Annotated in this window: 34 protein-coding genes; 16 read left to right on the top strand and 18 right to left on the bottom strand. The window is 36.8% G+C overall.

Annotated features, from left to right (window positions below; all coding sequences use genetic code 11):
• Window positions 1-133: 133 nt before the first annotated feature.
• A complete protein-coding gene (locus O5637_RS09995; RefSeq protein ID WP_269604660.1) occupies window positions 134-445 on the bottom strand; it encodes a glutaredoxin family protein in 312 nt (103 codons plus the stop codon).
• Window positions 442-681, bottom strand: a complete 240-nt coding sequence (gene yidD / locus O5637_RS09990; RefSeq protein ID WP_269604658.1) for a membrane protein insertion efficiency factor YidD — start codon at window positions 679-681, stop codon at window positions 442-444. Before yidD ends, O5637_RS09995 begins: the two co-directional genes overlap by 4 nt.
• A 91-nt stretch (window positions 682-772) precedes the next feature.
• Here yidD and rpsD point away from each other — a divergent pair, with 91 nt between their 5' ends.
• Together rpsD and O5637_RS09980 are read left to right on the top strand one after the other, a co-directional pair.
• Window positions 773-1,381 carry a 30S ribosomal protein S4 gene (rpsD, locus tag O5637_RS09985; protein ID WP_269604644.1) on the top strand — a complete coding sequence of 203 codons (609 nt, stop codon included), beginning with the start codon at window positions 773-775 and terminating at the stop codon, window positions 1,379-1,381.
• An 89-nt stretch (window positions 1,382-1,470) separates the two neighbouring features.
• The gene (locus O5637_RS09980; RefSeq protein ID WP_269604642.1) at window positions 1,471-2,898 is read left to right on the top strand and encodes a tyrosine-type recombinase/integrase; all 1,428 of its coding nucleotides are present in this window, start codon (window positions 1,471-1,473) and stop codon (window positions 2,896-2,898) included.
• A 39-nt stretch (window positions 2,899-2,937) separates the two neighbouring features.
• Here O5637_RS09980 and O5637_RS09975 read toward each other — a convergent pair whose 3' ends face one another.
• The gene (locus O5637_RS09975) at window positions 2,938-3,147 is read right to left on the bottom strand and encodes a hypothetical protein (RefSeq protein WP_269604640.1); all 210 of its coding nucleotides are present in this window, start codon (window positions 3,145-3,147) and stop codon (window positions 2,938-2,940) included.
• Between the two features lie 572 nt (window positions 3,148-3,719).
• On the opposite strand from O5637_RS09975, the gene O5637_RS09970 reads away from it, so the two are divergent.
• The 5 genes from O5637_RS09970 (at window position 3,720) to O5637_RS09950 (ending at window position 6,097) form a co-directional block, all read left to right on the top strand.
• Window positions 3,720-3,884 (top strand): hypothetical protein, encoded by a 165-nt coding sequence (locus tag O5637_RS09970; protein ID WP_269604639.1) that lies wholly within the window; start codon window positions 3,720-3,722, stop codon window positions 3,882-3,884.
• Window positions 3,885-4,061: 177 nt separating this feature from the next.
• Window positions 4,062-4,235 carry a hypothetical protein gene (locus O5637_RS09965; protein ID WP_269604637.1) on the top strand — a complete coding sequence of 58 codons (174 nt, stop codon included), beginning with the start codon at window positions 4,062-4,064 and terminating at the stop codon, window positions 4,233-4,235.
• A gap of 696 nt (window positions 4,236-4,931) precedes the next feature.
• Entirely contained in the window at window positions 4,932-5,351 is a 420-nt protein-coding gene (locus O5637_RS09960; RefSeq protein WP_269604635.1) for a hypothetical protein, read from the top strand.
• Window positions 5,352-5,566: 215 nt separating this feature from the next.
• Window positions 5,567-5,767 (top strand): hypothetical protein, encoded by a 201-nt coding sequence (locus O5637_RS09955; protein ID WP_269604634.1) that lies wholly within the window; start codon window positions 5,567-5,569, stop codon window positions 5,765-5,767.
• A 168-nt stretch (window positions 5,768-5,935) separates the two neighbouring features.
• Window positions 5,936-6,097 carry a hypothetical protein gene (locus O5637_RS09950; protein WP_269604632.1) on the top strand — a complete coding sequence of 54 codons (162 nt, stop codon included), beginning with the start codon at window positions 5,936-5,938 and terminating at the stop codon, window positions 6,095-6,097.
• Window positions 6,098-6,221: 124 nt separating this feature from the next.
• Here the strand turns inward: O5637_RS09950 and O5637_RS09945 are convergent, their stop codons facing one another.
• Together O5637_RS09945 and O5637_RS09940 are read right to left on the bottom strand one after the other, a co-directional pair.
• Window positions 6,222-6,497: a cupin domain-containing protein gene (locus tag O5637_RS09945; RefSeq protein WP_269604631.1), complete on the bottom strand. Its 276-nt coding sequence runs from the start codon at window positions 6,495-6,497 to the stop codon at window positions 6,222-6,224.
• Between the two features lie 292 nt (window positions 6,498-6,789).
• Window positions 6,790-7,212, bottom strand: coding sequence for a hypothetical protein (locus tag O5637_RS09940; protein WP_269604630.1), 423 nt, complete (start codon window positions 7,210-7,212; stop codon window positions 6,790-6,792).
• A 284-nt stretch (window positions 7,213-7,496) separates the two neighbouring features.
• On the opposite strand from O5637_RS09940, the gene O5637_RS09935 reads away from it, so the two are divergent.
• Both O5637_RS09935 and O5637_RS09930 read left to right on the top strand, forming a co-directional pair.
• Window positions 7,497-7,670, top strand: coding sequence for a hypothetical protein (locus O5637_RS09935; protein WP_269604628.1), 174 nt, complete (start codon window positions 7,497-7,499; stop codon window positions 7,668-7,670).
• Window positions 7,671-7,828: 158 nt separating this feature from the next.
• The gene (locus O5637_RS09930) at window positions 7,829-7,936 is read left to right on the top strand and encodes a high light inducible protein (RefSeq protein ID WP_158466094.1); all 108 of its coding nucleotides are present in this window, start codon (window positions 7,829-7,831) and stop codon (window positions 7,934-7,936) included.
• Window positions 7,937-8,033: 97 nt separating this feature from the next.
• On the opposite strand, the gene O5637_RS09925 is transcribed toward O5637_RS09930, so the two are convergent.
• The 9 genes from O5637_RS09925 to O5637_RS09885 form a co-directional block, all read right to left on the bottom strand.
• Window positions 8,034-8,204, bottom strand: a complete 171-nt coding sequence (locus O5637_RS09925; protein WP_269604626.1) for a hypothetical protein — start codon at window positions 8,202-8,204, stop codon at window positions 8,034-8,036.
• Between the two features lie 270 nt (window positions 8,205-8,474).
• Window positions 8,475-8,675, bottom strand: coding sequence for a hypothetical protein (locus O5637_RS09920; protein ID WP_269604625.1), 201 nt, complete (start codon window positions 8,673-8,675; stop codon window positions 8,475-8,477).
• Window positions 8,676-8,721: 46 nt separating this feature from the next.
• Complete coding sequence (locus O5637_RS09915; protein ID WP_269604624.1) at window positions 8,722-8,922, bottom strand: hypothetical protein; 201 nt, start codon at window positions 8,920-8,922, stop codon at window positions 8,722-8,724.
• A 56-nt stretch (window positions 8,923-8,978) separates the two neighbouring features.
• Window positions 8,979-9,113: a Photosystem I reaction center subunit IX gene (locus O5637_RS09910; RefSeq protein WP_269604623.1), complete on the bottom strand. Its 135-nt coding sequence runs from the start codon at window positions 9,111-9,113 to the stop codon at window positions 8,979-8,981.
• Window positions 9,114-9,285: 172 nt separating this feature from the next.
• Window positions 9,286-9,411: a chlorophyll a/b-binding protein gene (locus tag O5637_RS09905; RefSeq protein ID WP_269604622.1), complete on the bottom strand. Its 126-nt coding sequence runs from the start codon at window positions 9,409-9,411 to the stop codon at window positions 9,286-9,288.
• Window positions 9,411-9,557 carry a high light inducible protein gene (locus O5637_RS09900; RefSeq protein ID WP_269604621.1) on the bottom strand — a complete coding sequence of 49 codons (147 nt, stop codon included), beginning with the start codon at window positions 9,555-9,557 and terminating at the stop codon, window positions 9,411-9,413. The genes O5637_RS09905 and O5637_RS09900 overlap by 1 nt, the downstream gene beginning before the upstream one ends.
• The gene (locus tag O5637_RS09895; RefSeq protein ID WP_269604620.1) at window positions 9,557-9,703 is read right to left on the bottom strand and encodes a high light inducible protein; all 147 of its coding nucleotides are present in this window, start codon (window positions 9,701-9,703) and stop codon (window positions 9,557-9,559) included. The genes O5637_RS09900 and O5637_RS09895 overlap by 1 nt, the downstream gene beginning before the upstream one ends.
• Complete coding sequence (locus O5637_RS09890; protein ID WP_011294968.1) at window positions 9,703-9,822, bottom strand: high light inducible protein; 120 nt, start codon at window positions 9,820-9,822, stop codon at window positions 9,703-9,705. Before O5637_RS09890 ends, O5637_RS09895 begins: the two co-directional genes overlap by 1 nt.
• 172 nt (window positions 9,823-9,994) lie before the next feature.
• The gene (locus O5637_RS09885; protein WP_158466743.1) at window positions 9,995-10,204 is read right to left on the bottom strand and encodes a high light inducible protein; all 210 of its coding nucleotides are present in this window, start codon (window positions 10,202-10,204) and stop codon (window positions 9,995-9,997) included.
• A gap of 237 nt (window positions 10,205-10,441) precedes the next feature.
• On the opposite strand from O5637_RS09885, the gene O5637_RS09880 reads away from it, so the two are divergent.
• Window positions 10,442-10,744, top strand: a complete 303-nt coding sequence (locus O5637_RS09880; RefSeq protein ID WP_269604614.1) for a hypothetical protein — start codon at window positions 10,442-10,444, stop codon at window positions 10,742-10,744.
• 100 nt (window positions 10,745-10,844) lie between these two features.
• On the opposite strand, the gene O5637_RS09875 is transcribed toward O5637_RS09880, so the two are convergent.
• From O5637_RS09875 to O5637_RS09860, 4 genes are all read right to left on the bottom strand, one after another.
• The gene (locus O5637_RS09875; RefSeq protein WP_269604612.1) at window positions 10,845-11,030 is read right to left on the bottom strand and encodes a hypothetical protein; all 186 of its coding nucleotides are present in this window, start codon (window positions 11,028-11,030) and stop codon (window positions 10,845-10,847) included.
• 510 nt (window positions 11,031-11,540) lie between these two features.
• Window positions 11,541-11,681: a hypothetical protein gene (locus tag O5637_RS09870; protein WP_269604610.1), complete on the bottom strand. Its 141-nt coding sequence runs from the start codon at window positions 11,679-11,681 to the stop codon at window positions 11,541-11,543.
• A complete protein-coding gene (locus tag O5637_RS09865) occupies window positions 11,674-11,805 on the bottom strand; it encodes a hypothetical protein (RefSeq protein WP_269604608.1) in 132 nt (43 codons plus the stop codon). Before O5637_RS09865 ends, O5637_RS09870 begins: the two co-directional genes overlap by 8 nt.
• Before the next feature lies 1 nt (window position 11,806).
• Window positions 11,807-11,980 (bottom strand): hypothetical protein, encoded by a 174-nt coding sequence (locus O5637_RS09860; RefSeq protein WP_269604606.1) that lies wholly within the window; start codon window positions 11,978-11,980, stop codon window positions 11,807-11,809.
• 792 nt (window positions 11,981-12,772) lie between these two features.
• Here O5637_RS09860 and O5637_RS09855 point away from each other — a divergent pair.
• From O5637_RS09855 to cysK, 6 genes are all read left to right on the top strand, one after another.
• A complete protein-coding gene (locus O5637_RS09855; RefSeq protein ID WP_269604604.1) occupies window positions 12,773-12,970 on the top strand; it encodes a hypothetical protein in 198 nt (65 codons plus the stop codon).
• 20 nt (window positions 12,971-12,990) lie between these two features.
• On the top strand, window positions 12,991-13,521 hold the full coding sequence (locus O5637_RS09850; protein WP_269604602.1) for a PAP/fibrillin family protein: 531 nt from the start codon (window positions 12,991-12,993) through the stop codon (window positions 13,519-13,521).
• A 94-nt stretch (window positions 13,522-13,615) separates the two neighbouring features.
• Window positions 13,616-13,756, top strand: coding sequence for a hypothetical protein (locus O5637_RS09845; RefSeq protein WP_269604600.1), 141 nt, complete (start codon window positions 13,616-13,618; stop codon window positions 13,754-13,756).
• A gap of 1,810 nt (window positions 13,757-15,566) precedes the next feature.
• Window positions 15,567-16,736 carry a trans-sulfuration enzyme family protein gene (locus O5637_RS09840; RefSeq protein WP_269604598.1) on the top strand — a complete coding sequence of 390 codons (1,170 nt, stop codon included), beginning with the start codon at window positions 15,567-15,569 and terminating at the stop codon, window positions 16,734-16,736.
• Window positions 16,733-18,199, top strand: coding sequence for a PLP-dependent transferase (locus O5637_RS09835; protein WP_269604596.1), 1,467 nt, complete (start codon window positions 16,733-16,735; stop codon window positions 18,197-18,199). Before O5637_RS09840 ends, O5637_RS09835 begins: the two co-directional genes overlap by 4 nt.
• Before the next feature lie 87 nt (window positions 18,200-18,286).
• A complete protein-coding gene (cysK, locus tag O5637_RS09830) occupies window positions 18,287-19,273 on the top strand; it encodes a cysteine synthase A (protein WP_269604594.1) in 987 nt (328 codons plus the stop codon).
• Window positions 19,274-19,279: the final 6 nt, after the last annotated feature.

The raw sequence follows: 19,279 nt of genomic DNA, 5'->3' as shown, positions 1-19,279 counted from the left end.
TTATGATTCAGTAATTAAAAAGAAATTTAAAATTCTTTCTAAAAAGAATTTTAGTTATTTAAAAAAAATAAATTATATCTTTCTCTTTGAAATGAATAAAGCAATTGACTAAAAATAGGGATTGATTATTTTCTTAAGATGTTTTGTACAAAATATTCAAATTCTTTTGTATCCAAGACAAAAGCATATCTTCCTTTAAACGTGGAGGAACCCGAGGTAATTCAATCTTTTTAGATAATCTATTTGAGTCAAGAACTACTACTGGGACTTCATTTGTATACTTCATTTTAATATCTAATGACACTTTTTTGCTATCTATATCGATAATGTAAAGTACAATAGAAGGTTTTAAATTTTTTAGACATATATTAGACAATTTGTTTTCAACTGCTTGACACAAGCAGCACCCTTTACGTGAATATAAAATCAATGTCTCTGAGTTCATTTGTCGGGAACGGGGTCACACCCACAAGGAGTAAAAGGATGACATTTGCTTAACCTTTTCAAGGTCAACCAACCACCTCTCCAAGGACCATGTTTATTAACGGCTTCTATTCCATAAGCACTGCAACTAGGGATAAATCTACAACTCGGGGCAAACAACGGTGAAATCCACTTCTGATAAAAGAAAATCAAACCAACAAAAACAACTGCAATAGCTCTATTGATCTTTGTAAGCATCTTTAGATAGAATAATGAACTGGTAAAAAAGGTACCAATGGATTTACGTCCAGACTAACCTTTCCAGTAAACTTTTTCTAAATTAACCCCTATGTCTAGATACCGCGGACCTCGCCTGAGGATCACGCGACGCTTGGGAGACCTACCTGGTCTCACCCGGAAGGCCGCAAAAAGGTCTCACCCTCCCGGTCAGCACGGCCAAGCCCGTCGCAAGCGCTCTGAATACGCGATCCGACTCGAAGAAAAGCAAAAACTTCGATTCAACTATGGTATTTCCGAACGCCAGCTTGTTCGCTACGTAAAGAAAGCTCGTGCTCAGGAGGGTTCTACAGGAACAAATCTCTTAAAGCTTCTGGAAAATAGGCTTGATAATGTTTGTTTTAGACTTGGATTTGGACCTGCCATCCCAGGTGCAAGGCAGCTGGTAAACCATGGACATGTAACTGTGAATGGCAAGATCACCGACATTGCAAGTTACCAATGTAAGGCTGGAGATGTTATTGCTATCAGAGATAACAAAGCTAGTAAGCAGTTGGCTCAAGCCAACTTAGAATTTCCAGGTCTAGCGAATGTTCCTCCACACCTTGAGCTTGATAAAACCAAACTCTCGGCAAAGATATCAGCAAAAACAGATAGGGAATGGGTTGCTATTGAAATCAATGAATTGTTAGTTGTTGAGTACTACTCAAGAAAAGTTTAGAACTAGTCTATTACTGGCTTTTCTTAACCTCAGTCCAACTTTAGTCAAACTCTTGCTGCGCTGCTTTCAGTACGGCAAGAGTTTTTTTCATGCCGAATATTGCAGGAAAATCAAAAGTTTTCGGAAGTAAAGGCGTTGTCTTGTCTTTCACAAGAGCTCCTGACGTTTTCTTATATCGTGAGCTAATCCCAGGGATTAAGAAGTACAGATACAAAGTTATTGATGGAGCCAATACGTTAGAGGCTGCCATTGATAATTCACTCGATGCATATAACGCATTAAGAAGCGAGATCTTAGAGCATGCGCAAGAGGTAGCGATCAGAAAAGCTCAGCATGAAATCGAAACCAATAGTCCAAGAAGACGCGCAAGAATGATTACCGAGAATATGGTTAGGTCAAAGAAAGTCAGTATTAGAAAGTGCCTCAATAACTTCCTTGATGAAGAGCAAAAAAAAGTAGATGCTGATCTGTTAAAAGAAAAATCTCTACAAAATAAAGCACAAGGTTTAAAACAGCTCGAGAAGTATCTCAGCGACAAAGGAATCGAGAAAACCCACCAAACAGATAACAACACTTTTCATGAGTACATAACTTGGAGAAAAGCAAAAAAGTCGACTAGAAGAATTGAACTGATTTACTTTAAAGATTTTCTCATTGGCTACTGCAAACCAAGAGGATTATTAATCAACTCACTAGATGAAAAAAGATTAATGCCAAAGATAGTCATTAAAGAATCCGAAGTAGATGCCAACCCGCCTCTCATAGAAGAAGGGAACTGGAATTTAGTAGAAAAGACTTTGAAGCAGATGATTAAAAACAGAGAGACAGGAAGAGGTCCCGCCAAGTATTCAGTAAAAGGTAGAGGTGTCTACTTCAATCAGTTGTTTTATCGATGGTGTTTAATTTGTAAAAACAGTGGCTTACGTCCAAACATTGAACTGAATAAGTTGAGATTGTGTGATGTCAAAAGAGAGAACGTAGGGCGATGGAGCAAGTCCAAAAGGGAAACAGAAGATAAATGGAACGCAATTATTTATATGAAAGATACTAAGACTGGGAAACAAAGAGCCGTACCCACTAATGGAGTGGATAGTCAATTACTTGAATGGAGGAAAGAACAAAAAGAGTACTTAAGTCGATACTATCCAGGTCAAAAGATTAAAGATAAAGATTTAATCTTTGGCAACCCAGCTAAGGAGATGAAGCAATTTCCATACTCAATGTTCCATACAATATGGATAAGGATGATCGAACTATGTGGAGACGAATTGAAACCCTATGTCTTTAGATATAGGAACTACACCCCATACAGCTTAAGATGCACTTTCATTTGCAATTTGATTTTGCAAGGCAAGGATATTTTTGAAGTCGCTAAGCTTGCGGGTCATAGCATTGCAGTCTGCGAAAGATATTACGCAAAGCTTGATATGGGTAGAAAATCGAAGGAGCTAACAGAAATTGAATATGGAATCAAAGGACGAAGAAAGACTAATATAGGTAGCTATCTAGAGGATTAAAAAAACAAACTCATATATTTTCCTTGCACTAAAACCTAGTCAAGAAGTAAGTTTTTCCCAGATACCCTCTGATTCTTTAATCAATTCAATCGCATCTTCCTTTCCAAGAGTCTTATGAACATCTCTCATTAGCTGTATATATCTCAGTCGTAGTTCTCCCATTTCTATTTCTCGGTCTAATTCACTTAAAGAAGCCTTGTTCTTATATGGTGCATGAGAGAAATTAAGGGTGGCGTTGTGGTGACTCATTGTTCTAGATTTCAATAACTACTTAGCGAGAAGAGGAAGACTGGCTTTCGACAGAACAGTCTTCCTATCTCTCGTTGGCGCTGATCCCAACGTTTAAATATTCTGGCTAAGTGATTTTACGATTGCGTTGATTGTCTAGTACGGTTTTCCTTGTTGAAATCTGGAACGTTTAGCGTTGCAGCTTTAAGTCCTTCTGGATAGACATTCAAACAGGTAGTCCATTCACAGAATTCTTGGCTAACAGCGTAGCTATCTTCGTACCTCTTAAGGCTATCGAGATAAGAAACCCTCTGAGCCGCACATGCAATAGTAATACGTTGACTTATATTCATGTATCTAACTTATTTAAACCCTGAAAGGACTGTGGTTATAACTTCTTAAATGAATATGGAGAAACCAACTATCAAATAAAGACAACCCCTCAGAGATTCGATAAGACTTCAACCTGGCTACCCATGGATAAGCAATCAAACTATGACTTGCTTTTCGGAAGAAAATGTTCATGTTGTTACATTTAATACAATCTGGTTTCGCGTCTTGATAGATCCTTTTGTCAGTCGACATTAATGGTTATGACCAAAAAACTCACCTATCGATACGCATTCACATTATTGAAGATGAAGAAGGCTGAAGGCAGAAGTGAATATATTGATTTAGCGAAAGAAGCCAATCTTTTATGGCATCAAATAGTTAGTCAAAAGTCTAAAAATGCACCTCGGATTGATTCTCGAACTTAGCGTTTAATTGCTCCATTAAGGCTCAAATTTTTAACGCAAATTCCTGAAGCCTCATAACGTCTATTCATAGATTCAAAAGGCACCTCATAGGGCTGATTCTTTACATACTCAGCTAAGTAGGTAGCCTAGGGTAGCTACTTCTAGCCAATGGAATCCCTTCATTCCATTGAGGAAACAATGTCAGAAGTTATATGCCATGCCTTAAGAAGAACCGATCAGCTAAACACTGGAGATCAATTAGCGATTGGTCAAGAATATAGAGAATGGATTCAATCTGTAAAGAATAGAGAACTGATCCCACAAGATATTCTCTTCATTAACACCTCCTCTTTTGGAAAGAAATTTCAATAGAGAGACCGAGTCGTCATCGATACAGGGAAAGACCTAAGACCTTTGTCTTTGACTGAGGATTTCAAGTCTACGCTTATACAGGGAGATGCCTAAAAACTATTCCTATCACTACCTTCTTTGCGAGTCGTCCCCTATACAGGGAGAAAAGATAAAACTCTGCCTAACAATTGATCAACTATCAGACGTAACTACCTGATCTACCAACCGTGTTAGGCGGCGGCTGGTTAGCAAAGAGACAACAGATCTCTACAGGCTGCAAGCTTCTGAGCGTTAGCGAAGAAGTCAATGAGACTCCAAGACGAGGCGTAAGCCGACGATTGGTAAGTCGAATTGATTACCAACAAGAGGATAAGCGAACGTAATGTGAATATTACTTATATGCCTTGATTGGCTATATCTAATATACGTATTACTTACGTTGAACCTCTTTGTATATATCTATTTACCTTTAACTATTACCTATCATCTATGCGTACCAAAACTGGATTAACTACAAAAGATCAAAACCTCATTAATTAATCTTGTCGTTCCATAGCCAAATTCTATAAGCACGCATATCTGAACTAGCACTAAGACATTAAATTTATATACTCGGTTTCTTTACTTTCAGACAATTTTATAAAGCTGGATTTCCAAGCAACTACAAGAATCCAAGTCAGAAAAACTTATCCAATGTGGGTCATTAAGAACTCACCCATGAAACAACCAATACAAGTCAGAGGCTGGATGTCAACAGCAAACATAATTAATCCTCGAAAATTATTTACTGATGAATTACCCAGGTACTACTTAGCCATACAGCCAGAGAGTCCAATGTTTTTTGATGAGCTACAAGAACAAGTAGATCAAAAGAAATGTGAAGCTGAGACTCCATATTCACCAACAAAGATCATTGCAGACAAGATTTTCGATAGCTGCAAAGTCATCTTCCAAACAACGATTGAACCTCGATTAGAAGGAGAGTTAATGGATAAAACCTATGACGATGAACTAGTCGGAAAGCTTGTTCAAGTTGTAGGTCATATACATATTCTTGAAGTTGGTAATGCCATACTCTCCATGCATATCGTTGAACCTGCATTCAATTCATTAGACGGATTTGATCCGATTTCATAAAAACTTTTAATTCACAATCAACAACCATGAAAGGATCAACCCATAAAAACAATCTTAAGATTGGCAAGAAGATAAGTAGAAACAAGTCTCTTTTGATCAATCCGAAGCAGGTACTGCTAAGAAAAAAGGATCTTACGATTAATAACTAAAATATTTCATTCATACTTGACAACACCTCCTTACCATTGCTAGTACATGTGTACTGCTATAGACACATGGCTCCAACGTCCTCACCCTATGCCGTTTTTTGTGCATCAGATTGGAAGTCAGTTGTAGCAGAACCTATTGGATTAAGGCAATGTCTTCGTATCGCACCCAAAAAGTACTACTCCAGAAGCGTTACAACCCAGCAGAGGAGTGGGACTATCTCGAAAAAGACACTCTTAAGCACACACGTTCAGCTAGCGTTTGCATGACATGTCAACATTTTAATTATTGCTGCGACAGGCATTGCAGAACGATTCTTACTTGTCATCTTCACCAACGTCTTATTTCTCATGGAGACCATCTGACTTCAAAGTGTCAGTGCTGGATGCAGCGACTAGAGAAAAAGATTGGATGGTGTCCCGAGGCGGCTTGATCAAATGACAAAAGAACAGCGTGCACAAAAGATCGCTAGAGAGTTCTACAAAGGGAAAGGAAAGCTAGAAAGCTTTCACGCCTTTCAATGTATTCGTAGTTATTTTTATGATCTTTCCATGGATAATCTAGAAGGTATAGCTGGACAGCATGGAATCAATATTTAAAAAATTCAAAGCACCCCAGAGACAGTCAGCATCTGCCTTATAACCACCCCCACAACACAGAAGAGTAATAATCGGCTTAAGACGTAAAGGGGTAAGTTATTCATCCAACTTCTAAATCAATCAATCATTCACCAAAACGATAATGCTTTCGGACTGCCTTATGAACATCCCATCTACAGTCCATTCCTGCGGGGAAGACAACTAAATCACCTGCACAAAACTTCACAGGGTCTCCTCCCTCAGGAGTGACGGAGGCTTCTCCCTCAAGCAACAAGCAAGTTTCCTTGTCATCATATGTCCAATCAAAAGAGCTGGCATCACAAGTCCAAATTGGCCAGTTTTTAATTCCTAATTCCTCAATAGTGCTCTCAGGACAAGGAGAAGTTACTGATATAGCCAAGAGATAAAAACATAGTGGACTTCTTTTTAGCTACTAATAGAAACAGTTGTCTAATAGCTACTCAAATTTTGACAAAAATGTTTGAAAGCGTATTACGTATAGAGCGAGGATCTAGAGTCCCCCATACACCCTTCTAATAGCAAGATTATACATCTTATAATACTGTTACCTTAGTGTTACCCCATTGATCAATACTCTCTAAATCCACTGCTATAATTACATTCTTGAGCTAGGTTGTATAATCGGCATTAATTTAGACGTAAGAATTTGACTGTATTTTACAAATCAGCCTTCACCTCAACAGTAGTCCTAATTCGCTTCTCTTGACAGAAATCTTATTTCCTTTAGGAGTTAAGAAAACCTTCTCCATTATTTTGCCATCCCTTACAACGATTTGTATTGTTTGTCCTGAGAATCTACCTCGTGTCCAATCAATATTTTCTTGATAAGAATTAGATCCTTTTTTAGTAGACGTTTTAGAGAAAATAGATGTTTTACTTTTTGATTTTATTTTCCTATCAACAGATGCTGTAGATTTTGCTATTAAATCATTAAGGCTTGAACGAACGAGTTCTATTTCAGGTACTTCTCTATGAAACCTTGAGGTTACCTTCCGATGAATTAACTCATATTTCGATTCCAATTGTTTGGCAACTTGATGATATTTTGATTCAATTTTCTTTTGCTTATCCTTCAGATACGTGGCCACAGGCATCTTAAATGTCTTCTATTAAGCTTGTTTATCGTATATGTGAATACAAAACCAGATAATAAATACTTATAGAAACACTATTAAACATAAATCGAACCTCTAAAAAAAGTTAGCGCGATGAAGGTATTGAAAAAGAGAAACAAGTTTCTCTACTCGCATCAACTCATCTTTGCCTGTTCAGGCTTATAGCAGGCAATATCTTGACATAAGCAATCCATAGGGGACTATCCATATAGACCAGTGTTTTATATGCTCAGAAAATTGAATGCACTCCTAATCGTAGGCATATGATCTTCTATTTTCCAGCACATAGCAAAGACATATCAAAGGGCCAAGAGTTTCGATCTTCGAGTATGGAAGAAATCGCAGAAGGAATGGTTAATCTCAATGCAAGTTTAGAATCATTAACCACGACAGTTTCAAACCTATTTCCTAGAAGACAACTAGAGTCAAAGCTTTGATAGAAGAGTCACAACGATCTAAGAAACCATTGCAATAACTGACTAGCTGAAGCATACGTAATTCAGTATTTTTCCATTATTACTCTGATTGATGATCGTTCGGTATTCCGCTCTCGAACACTCAACACAATGATTAAAATTTATTTTTCTAAAGAGTCATGAATTCTGGTGCTGAACGTTTTAATGGTTTGATGGCGATGATAGGCATCGTTGCCGGAATAGGCGCTTATGCAACAACTGGTCAATTCATCCCAGGTATTTTCTAGAAATAATTAAAAATAAAAAATCAGTGAATAGACTTTTAAAATCTACTAACTGATTTTTTAATCAACCCAATATTTGAGATACTAATCAAGAAATGATTTAGCCTTGATTAATATCTTTGGAATCTCCTAATGCGGGCGCATTCATTCCGTCATAGTCAGGTCCAACCATAACTCCAACGATTGCAAACAAAGCAATAAAAGCAATTCCTACAATTGGAGCAGTGGGAGCTGGGGTTGATAACAAACCACCAAAAATTAAATGACTCATATCAGTAGAGTTGGGAATTATGTTTTAGCGACTTAACGTTCTGACTGTGATTCATTTGGAAAGTTTTACTCTTTTATTTAACTTTTGTTCCTTTCACATTCGGCTAATACAATCGATAATATTTAATTCTTCCCTGTTCAAATCTTGAGCATTTAATTGGAATTATACTTTCTAGTGACTTGTCAAACCCAAGACGAATAGAGGCCAAACCAACCTAGACAAACGTTGCAATCACTGACTGCTTATACCTAGGTCATGTAGGACCTAACATCAACAATCACATAGATTGGGGTGTTCACCAGTAGCACAATAGTGATCATGGAATGAAGTATTTTCACAAGTACGCTCCTCTGGAACCCCTGGACCCATCGCAAATCCTTTTGGCAAGGATCCAAAACCTCCACCGTGATTAGTGCATGCGGTTAGCAATACTGCTAACGATAGAAAAAATAAATTACGCAACAGTGTCAAAGCTCGTCCACATATATAACCACCTGTTTAAGAAATAGACCACAGCCTAGCAATCACATAAGTTCGGATGTTCACCTGTGGCACAATAAACAAGTGAATTACTACCAACATCCTCGCAAGAGTAGTCCCCTGCTTTACCCGGTGGATAAGGATTCCAACCTGCTGGATAGCTTCCTCCAGCGCCACCTCCAGATGAGATACATCCAATCAGCAAGATAGCAAAAGGAAGAAGAAATAAATTTCGCAACAGTGTCGAAGATCGTTCAAGTTATATAAACATCCCTCCAAGCCTTCGACCACAAGTTAACTCATCGGCATAAATAAGTAGTCGGGAGCAACATAATTCACTCCAATCAGGATGACTGCTGTACTAGAAAGCCATAGTGTTGCGACTACTGGCGCGGTCTTAAACCACTTTGTACGAAAGATTTTAAACATTGTCCAAATATTTCTTAGATGCTAAGAGATCGACAATAGAAGCGAAGGTTCGGTTTTAAGTAGACGATCATGTCTTAATCGATCTCTTGAAAATACGTATTTAATTTCTAAAGTCAAAAAGCCTCTCCCTTGCAATAAAAGGAGAGGCTAAAGAAAGATTGTAAATTAACTCCTAGACAATTCCAGGAACAATCCAACCCGTGAATCCGTAGTTAATGACTGCAGCAAAGAAGCCCATCATCGCAAGGCGACCATTCATTTGCTCTGCTGTTTTCCAGTAATTCGTTTCTTTATTCATTACACAAAACCTGGAATGATTTGACCGGTTGTTAGGTATGCGCCAATGAGAGCTAAACAGCCAACAGAAGCAGCTAGACCATTGAGTCGTTCAGCAAACAATTTGCCTTCTTCTAATCTTGGCGTTTCAGTGGTTTGACTTTTCATTAAACGAAACCTGGGATGATTTGACCTGTTGTTGCATATGCACCGACTAGAGCGATGCAACCAAATAATGCTGCATAGCCGTTAAGTCTTTCTGCAGTTACCTTTTCAGGATCAATGTTTCTGTTGTTGTTGTTTTGAGTAGTCATTAAACGACACCTGGGATTAGTTGACCGGTTGTTAGGTAGATACCTGTTAATAGAACGAATGCCATCATGGCTGGTCTGCCGATGCTTCTTTCTAGGATTGTTTTGTTAGATGGTTGCATGATTAATTGTTTTAAAAGATTCCAGGAATGATTTGGTGGGTTATTGAGTAGGCACCGAGTAGAGCGATCATACCGAGCATTGCCCAGCGTCCATTCGTTTTCTCGGCGTCTTCTGGTTTGAACTTCTCAACTACGTTGACGTAGTTGCCAGATGCTGAAGGTGATTCAGAAGTCAAAAGATTCCAGGAATGATTTGACCAGTTGTGAAGTAAGAAACGAGAAGACTAAAAAAGCCAATCATCGCCCAACGACCATTTGTCTTTTCTGCTTCTTCTGGATAACTTGTGTAATCCTCGACAAGCTGGGGCTGTGTTTCACGGCCAAAGATGTTTTGCTTGCCGTACTCAGTGATTACCTGAGAAGAAGAAGAAGAAGAAGTCATTACTGAAAATAATTTATGTAAAGAAATGTAAAGCATCAGCTTTCTAGGGTAAAGATTCGGTCCGGTACGGCTTCTTCTAATCCTTGATAGATATAGACCTCAAACACTAATGACAGCAACTAATTAGAGAGATCTTTATTCAATGATTAGATCCACTGATGATCCTGATAAGTATAAATAACCCAAACACGAGTGTGTTTACCCATCCTTGATATTTTTTTTACGAGTTAGATTCCGTTGGTCAATAAATCACTTTTCATGCGTCCCGAACCTGATGATATACAAATACTTATAAGCAAGTACAGGACTATGGATATTGAAGAATTAGAAGCAAGTATCAACGACTGGGAAGGAAAGAATGATTGCTCTATTCAACAAGAAAACCTTGCTATTGCAAAAAACGAACTAGATCTTAAATATCAAGAGAGACAAGAACAAATAGAACTTTTAACTAAATCACTTACTTCTTCATCAAGAATAGGTAGATGGATTTCAAGTTTTAAAGCAGTTATCAGCCAATTTGTAGATTTAAAGAGTTAAAAGCTATAAAAGTTTTAATTGAGCCGGGAAAAGATCGCTCAAATATATGGAGTAAGTCCTACTAGTGTCAGGAGATAGTCTAGGGCTTAAAAAGATCTCTTTATTCTTCCCTTTTCCACTCTCTGTACCACTGGCGATCATCAAGCCATCTAATTAGAGGCCAATTAATGAGTATGGATACAATCAGAACTAAATAAGTAGAAAATCTTCCTGAATTAATAGCGAATAGAAGAGTCGGCGGTAAAGACATAATTGCCGCTGTAAGACAAGCTCTTCTAGCGGACATCTTTGTTCTCATAACTAGATCCTATCGTTCTTTGGTCCTACAACTATTCGGCGATGGAGTAATTGAATATCTTTTTTAATTAGTTTCCTTAGATAGCTTAAACATATAGTCTTCCCATTCGTCATAGTCGTGATTGCATAACGATCTTATAGCCTGATTCTTTAAACGATCTTCGTGATTATTGACTTCATGAAGAGAGTCAAACCTTGACCCATCAAAAGTTTCGTAGATAGTAATTTCTTTGACCACATTTTTAAATCACCATTCTATATCTATAGACAAAAATCGATTAAAGACAAGGCTTAGGTAAGACCTGAACAGAAAAAATACCAAAAAAAACGATTGCATTTAAACCCAATGTAACTGAAATTACAATGATCTTGAATATCGTTCCTACATCATCTGAATCAGAATTTAATTTAATATCAACCATAAGGGCCTTTTCTTTTGCTTTCACTTCATGAGAAAAAGCATCATTAAGTAGACCGTTAAAAAAGATTATTTCCGTGACTAAGTCCCCAATCCTTGCAACTCTGGGAAAGTCATACCATCACCATCATTATCGTCATCATCAAAACCAGAAATCAATACCCATATACCACCCAGGGCAAGCAAACCCGCTGAACAAATAACAATTAATTGGCTAAGCATTATTAAGATTAAAATCAATTTCTAACTGAGTAGGAGTATTAGAAGGTAATTCAACCCCCCAGAGCTCACCACGTTCACAGGCTTCGACAATTGATTCGTAAAAATCAGGAGTGTGAATTGACATTTTAATTGATTCGATCTTCTATTAGTTTCTTTTCACAATCAATATCACCTTCAGCACAAACCACCTCGGCTTTGTTGGTAGATGAATTGCAGCCCATAGCATTCATAGGCAATGTACCAATCGTGGAGTAAAGAGTTGCAGATGAAAGGAGTAATAACGGAATTAATTTCTTCATTGATTTATATCGAATATATATATGATCAGAGAATCAAATGAGTTTCGTGAGATTCAATCGTTCGGTTAACTATAAAAATAAGACGATTTTAGAATTCTTTTACCCATTGATTCCCTTTCTGCATATGAAAGCTGTTTCGCATCTTCCAGAATTAGAACTACAAAATGATTAAATGTATTTAGTTTTCTTGACCTATTCGTGTCTAGATAAGTAAGGATAAATGAAAATGAATCTGAACAATATTAGTTAAACTTGTTATGACTAACTAGGTTCTGCTGTAGACATTTGAACAATTAAGGCTGAGCTAATTATTATCAGGATCCCGAAAAAAAAAATTTAGAGAGATTTGATGATCGAAGGTTGTAGTGCAAGTACTACTTTCTATTAGGGGGTTCTACACATCTAAAGAACCTCCGAATGCCCTAAAACATAGGAGTAAAAGGGAGATTTTTATGAAATTGTTTACCCCTTTCAGCATCCCTAAACCAGAGATGACTGAACTTTGCCGTATACAAAAAGCAGCAAAGAAAAAAGCAAACAATCATTTTAAATTGTTTTAGCTATCCACATGAAGTCAACTACTTTCTACCTCTCATTCTTTAGTCGTAGACCATTAGAAATGAGTTTGTTTTTTATCTATTGCGGAGCTTTAGCATGCTTCGTTAGCTCAATTGGTCACTACTAATAAAATCCAATGAACTCTTCTAATGATTTATTTCAAAAACCACTAGCGATGACTTTCGCTTTTGTTGTTTGTAATTTTTTAGCTGACTCTCTAATTGGTAACTTTGTATGAAAATTCCAACTATCAGCTTAAAAAGGACTCTTGAAATAACAATGAATGATGCTTCAAAGAGACTTATGGAACTTGATGGGCTTGATAAAAAAGCTCTTAAAGAAGAGTACAAAGAATGGATTCAAGCAAGTGAGGGTAGTAAAGACCAGCCACACGTTCTTTATGCCAACCAGATAAATATTGAACAACTGTAGATTTTAAACAAATAATAATCATGAGTTCAATATCAAAATTGATAAAAGTTCTTAAACATACCCCTAAATCAAATCAGATCGTCGAGCTCATTAAAATAGCTGCAAGCGAATCCTCTGTAGACATAACAAAGCAAATTGATCTTCTCACAGGTGTATGGGAACTTAGATGGAGTACTTCTAACTCACCTCTTTTAAATTATTCACCGCTATTAGATAACTTACAGATACTTGAGCCAAAGAGAAGTAGAGGACTAAATTTATTAAGACCAAAAGGTTTTGCAGGAAAGCTATTTTCTACTAACATTCTTGCTAGCTTAGAAATTATTGATCAGAAACGTATAAACGTTAGCTTTATAAAAGCAGGAATAATAGGTCCAAAGTTACTAACTAAAAAGATTAGTTTCCTATCAGAAATAAAAAAGACTCAAAAAGGTTGGCTAGATACAACTGTATTATCTCCCGACTTACGTATATGCAAAGGTTACAAGGGTACAACTTTTGCTTTGTTAAAAAGAAATGATTTATCACTTACTGAGTTTTTTAATGCTTAGCCTTTGTCGTGTTAAGCGTAAAAATTTGTCGTACAAGCCTCAATCAAAAAGCATGCAGATGCTTTAGAACATAATTGTCATCATTTATATCATTATGACTTCAATTCCTACTTATGATTTTCCATCATTCTCTCCAATCCTAGTTGTAGGTTTTTTAGGGATCGCTGTATCTCTTTACACACTTTATACAGTTAACAAGGCTTATTACAACTCACCTTTTCGAGGTGAAGCGTGAATTATTTTAATCGAATCACTCTGGAAGAAGTATTAGAGGAAGACCTATTTTTTAATTACAACGAGTATTCAAATCTTCTAGAAGACTCTGATTGGAAACAAGCATAGTCTTCTAAAATAGATTACCAATTTTTTTGGGATATCATCTGAAGGAGAAGGTCTCAGCATTGGAAGATGTAAATGTATTTTGCTTGGCTAATAGCCTCTACTTATAACGTATATTTTGTTACTTAAATAATCAATTCCGGTCTTAAGTTATCTATAACATAAGATTCCGTCATGAACTCTGTTCTAACTAAAGCGACAAATTTCAAGCTGAATAAAGGCTCCAAGATCGCTATTACGTTGACATCATCAATATTCATTCTGTTTGGATTAGGCCAAACACCAATAATTAAGAGTTATCTTGCAAATGTTTTTTTATGCTCTGGTTCATAGTGAAAAACTAAAAGTGAAAATTTGCGAGAAGTCTCTTTAGGGGCATCAAGCCACTTTTCTTACTCCTAAAGCAACTCAAAAATCGATCACTCACACTTCTATTTTAATTACTCGATTATTTATGTTATGGGAAAGACAACCATGACATATTTCAATCGAATCGCTTTGGAAGAAGTCTTAGAAGAGGATATTTTCTTTGATTATCATGAGTATTCAAATCTTCTAGAAGACTCTGAGTGGTAAAAGTAACTTAAATTCTTAAAAAACCTATCAAAAAATTTTCAGTGTTTGGAAAAACTTCTTAATAGATTTCACTTCTCGTTCTTCAAGTATTGAATAAGAGTTTGTAGTTCTTTAATTCGTAGTTCAGCAGCTTTAATTCTTTCTTGTGTTGTCATTTCTTACCCCTGCATCATGTAGAGAAGAAACCCAGTAAATATTGCTAGTTTTCCAACAACAAAAAGAGGAATATACTTTTTAATTTTTGATTCAATAAATCTTTCCTGAAATGAAGTCATAATTATGCAAGTACTGAAGAACCAATTTCGAAAGCCCCGGCCAATAAAAGGATTGCCGGCAAATTAAAAAGAAGCAACAGCTTAGTAGCAGTAATTCTAGTTATTGCGTGCATAGCTAATCGTTTTCTAGTTACTTATGTGAGGATGTTGATAATATAGAAGTTAGTTCTTTTTTCTCATAGGTCGGTCGATGTAGGGCTAACCAGTTCGGGTTGTTTTTACCTAATTAGGTTGTTGTAAAAGTTAGTGCGATAAATACTTGGGTTATACCAATCACCTAAGGGGTTTTGCTTGATATCTTGAGAGTCTTTCATCAATGATTAAGCTCGCAATTTTTTTTCAGGACGATGTACTATTACTTTTGACCTTTCTCAAACTATGAGGAAGGATAAAGTTTTGACACTCTCTTAGATTGTCTTGCAAGTTCTCTTCGCTTGAATTTTTGATTTGTCATTCTGGTAAATACAAAACCTGGAACGATCCATATTGATGCAATCAGGAAAGTCATCAAGACTTGATTATGAAAGATACTTTCGAATAGATTCATCACAAACTAATTTGGTTACTTAGTTTCATTAATGCTCGCTTCTAAATAAGATAGTCGTGATAATGAGTTTGTACGGATAGCCACTCAGATAAATTGCGCGTGTATTGTGCGATCTGTGGAATAATCAGTCAAATCAAAGTCCATCTTAATTTTCTTTAGAATTAACTGCTATAGCTGAATTCAAGTATTACTCAAGCAAGGTATGAGAGTACACATAGCTTCTTTCTCATTAAATTTAATTATATAGCCCTTTTTTTAGGGGCTTTTTCATGTTTTTCTATAGCCTATAGAAAAACAACTCAAAGGATATGGGATCAATAAAAAGAGATAAGGAGTTCAACACTGGAGTAAACACAAGAGTTATTCATCACAAAGAAAATTTTTCTGAAGAAACCGGGTCAATAATGCCTCCCATCTTCCCAACCTCAACTTTCGCACATGGAAATGAGGGTGGCTTTGACTACACTCGTTCAGGAAATCCAAACTTTCGAATACTGGCATCAGTTTTGTCTGATTTGGAAGAATGTCAGTTTGCAAGTGTATTCAGTTCTGGAGTCGCAGCAATTACAGCAATAGTTTCCTCTCTTAAGGCTGGAGACTTAATACTTTGCGAGGAGAACCTATATGGGTGTACGGTGAGATTATTTGAACAAGTTTTTAATCGTTTTGGATTAAAAACTCTATGGATAGACTTTACTAAGCCCAATTTTCAAGAAGTCATTTCAAATCACAACCCCACAATGATTTGGCTCGAAAGTCCGACTAACCCACTCCTAAAAGTTATTGATATTGAGGGGATTTGTAATTTCTCAAATAAAATGCAAATTCCTGTTGTCGTAGACAATACTTTTGCAACGCCTCTAATACAAAGACCTCTTAAACTTGGAGCGACCTTATCCTTAACTAGTACGACCAAGTATATAAATGGTCATTCAGATGCACTTGGAGGTGCTGTTTGCACCGAGAATACTGCATGGAGAGACAAGTTAAATTTCGCCCAAAAATCTCTTGGCCTAAATCCTTCTCCTTTTGATTGTTGGCTTATTACTCGAGGGATCAAAACTCTTCCACTACGATTAGAAAGACAAATAAATAATGCATCTAAAATAGCTAATCAATTAGCCAACAATCCAGCAATAAAATCCGTTCGATATCCCTTTAGAAGTGATCATCCACAATGGAAGTTGGCAAAAAAACAAATGGCTATGGGGGGAGCAATTGTTACTGCCACAGTTAACGGAACTCAAGACCAAACTTATTCATTTTGCAAAAGTCTTCATTATTTCAAAATGGCAGAAAGTCTGGGAGGAATTGAAAGCCTTGTTTGCCACCCAGCAACAATGACACACGCTTCAGTCCCAAAAGAAACAAAATTAAAGATTGGAATTACTGATTCACTTATCCGATTCTCTGTCGGATGTGAAGATATTGAGGACTTAAGTGCTGATTTAAATCAAGCATTGGGAACAATCTCTTGACTGAAAGAAATTTACTAAATGATCCTTGCTGGAGCGCTAAAGACTTAGGAGAGCCTCTCCCAAGTAGGCCACATGCCGTATCTGTTGCCTTACCTAGATGGAAAGACGTAATCGCCTACGAAGAGAAGGTTCCAGCCTGTATCAATTCATTAAAAGCAATTTATCCAAGATTCGGATTTAATCCTTTTGTTGCTGAGGTGTCTCGTAAATCACTTGAATTTGATGATGAATCACAGCAAAGTAGTTGGCCCTTTCCCAATAGAGCTTCAGCTTTGAGTGCCCAAAAATATTGTCATCGAAAAGATTCTGATTGTTCTTCAACAATAAAAGATTTTCTTGGTATCTCCTGTCTAATTGTTGATCAAAGAAATACTCCTTCAGCAAAAGCATTCTGGCAACACACTGGGCTTGGATTGTCATCACGTGAGGCGGCAATTGCGCTTGGGAGAGAGAAAAAGCCCTCCACTTCAGATGGTCATTGTGCTCGAGCTAAACTACTTAATCGTTTAGCTAATATATATAATTGTGATCGCAGTTTAATACGACTACATCGATCAGGCATGGCTGCCTTAACGACTATTCTTAAAGCGATAAAGTGTATCAAAGGGAGCAATTCAATACTTCAAATTGGCTTCCCATATGTTGATGTGCTTAAACTCCCTCAGATTATTTTCCAAGGAAGCGATCTCATTGTTAAAACAAAATTAAGTCATATAAAAGAAGAGCTGGATAAAAAAAATCCAGCTGCATTAATCATAGAAATACCTAGTAATCCTTTATTGCAATGTGTTGACCTCATATCTATTTCAAAATTAGCTCAAGAAAAAAATATCCCAATCATCGTTGACGACACCATCGGTTCGTCTCTAAATGTTCATCTAACTCCTTATGCAGATATAGTTTTTAGTTCACTTACAAAAAGTTTTGCTGGAAGAGGGGATATTCTTGCTGGCAGTACTGTCATAAGTCCTTATTCCAAATGGGAAAAAGAATTAGCTGAGATGATTCCTAAAGTTGCATTATCTACCCTATCCGATTCAGATGCTATCGAGTTAGAAAAAACTAGTCGAGATGTAGAATATCGCTTGAAAAGGTTAAATATATCTTGCTTAAAGCTGAAAGAAAAATTAGAAACAAAAAAAGAAATTTCAAAGGTTTTACATCCTCAATATTGTAAAAATTTTAATTCGCTATTGAAGAAAGGAGGAGGTTATGGGTGTCTATTATCGTTTGAACTTAAAGGGGGAATTGAAGAATCAAAAAGAGTTTATGATTCATTAAAAGTAAACAAAGGACCAAGTTTAGGTACAAATTTTACATTGGTTTGTCCATATGTTCAGTTAGCTCACTTTAAAGAATTAAAATGGGCTGAAAGCTGTGGGGTCCCAGAACACTTATTAAGAGTATCTGTAGGGTTAGAAAATGAAGATGAATTATGGTCAAGATTTAATTCAGTAATCTAAAAAAATCACTAATAATGATTATCTAAATAACCAATTACCGAGATTTTTATATAGATTTAGTGTATTAGCTAATTAAGTCATTTAAAAATGTCCAGAATCTATGAAGACAATAGTTTTGCTATTGGTCGTACACCATTGGTCAAGCTTAATTCGATTACAAAAAACGCAAAAGCAACAGTACTCGCAAAAATAGAGGGTCGTAACCCTGCCTACAGCGTTAAATGCAGAATTGGAGCAAATATGATCTGGGATGCTGAGAAGAAAGGTTTACTCAATAAAGAAAAAGTTATTATTGAACCAACATCTGGAAACACAGGAATAGCACTTGCTTATACAGCTGCTGCTCGAGGTTATAAGTTAATCCTCACGATGCCTGAGTCCATGTCAATTGAACGTCGGAGAATGATGGCTGTTCTCGGCGCTGAATTAATACTTACTGAAGCAGCAAAAGGCATGCCTGGTGCAATAGCAAAAGCGAAAGAAATCGCAGATAGTGACCCTAAAAAATACTTCATGCCAGGACAATTTGATAATCCAGCGAATCCAGAAATACATTTCAAGACAACAGGTCCTGAAATTTGGGATGATACTGATGGCAAAATTGATGTTTTAGTTTCTGGAGTCGGCACAGGTGGAACAATCACAGGTGTTTCTCGTTACATAAAGCAAGAAAAAAATCATTCATTATTATCTGTTGCCGTAGAGCCTACTCATAGTCCAGTGATAACACAAACTCTTAATGGAGAAGAAATAAAGCCCGGCCCTCACAAAATCCAAGGTATTGGAGCTGGGTTCATTCCTAAAAATCTTGACTTATCTGTAGTTGATAAAGTTGAGCAAATCTCTAATGATGAGTCTATCGCAATGGCATTACGTTTGGCGCAAGAAGAGGGTCTACTAGTAGGCATCTCATGTGGTGCCGCTGCAGCTGTGGCTTTAAGACTGGCCGAAAAAGAAGAGTTCTCTGGAAAGACAATCGTTGTAGTTCTACCTGACCTTGCCGAAAGATATATCTCATCCGTAATGTTTGAGAATGTTCCTACAGGCGTTATCAAAGAACCATCATTAGCTTGACTTTTG

The sequence above is a fragment of the Prochlorococcus marinus str. MIT 0917 genome, from assembly GCF_027359575.1.
GTDB lineage: Bacteria > Cyanobacteriota > Cyanobacteriia > PCC-6307 > Cyanobiaceae > Prochlorococcus_B > Prochlorococcus_B marinus_D.
This window is presented reverse-complemented; position numbering and strand designations above follow the sequence as displayed.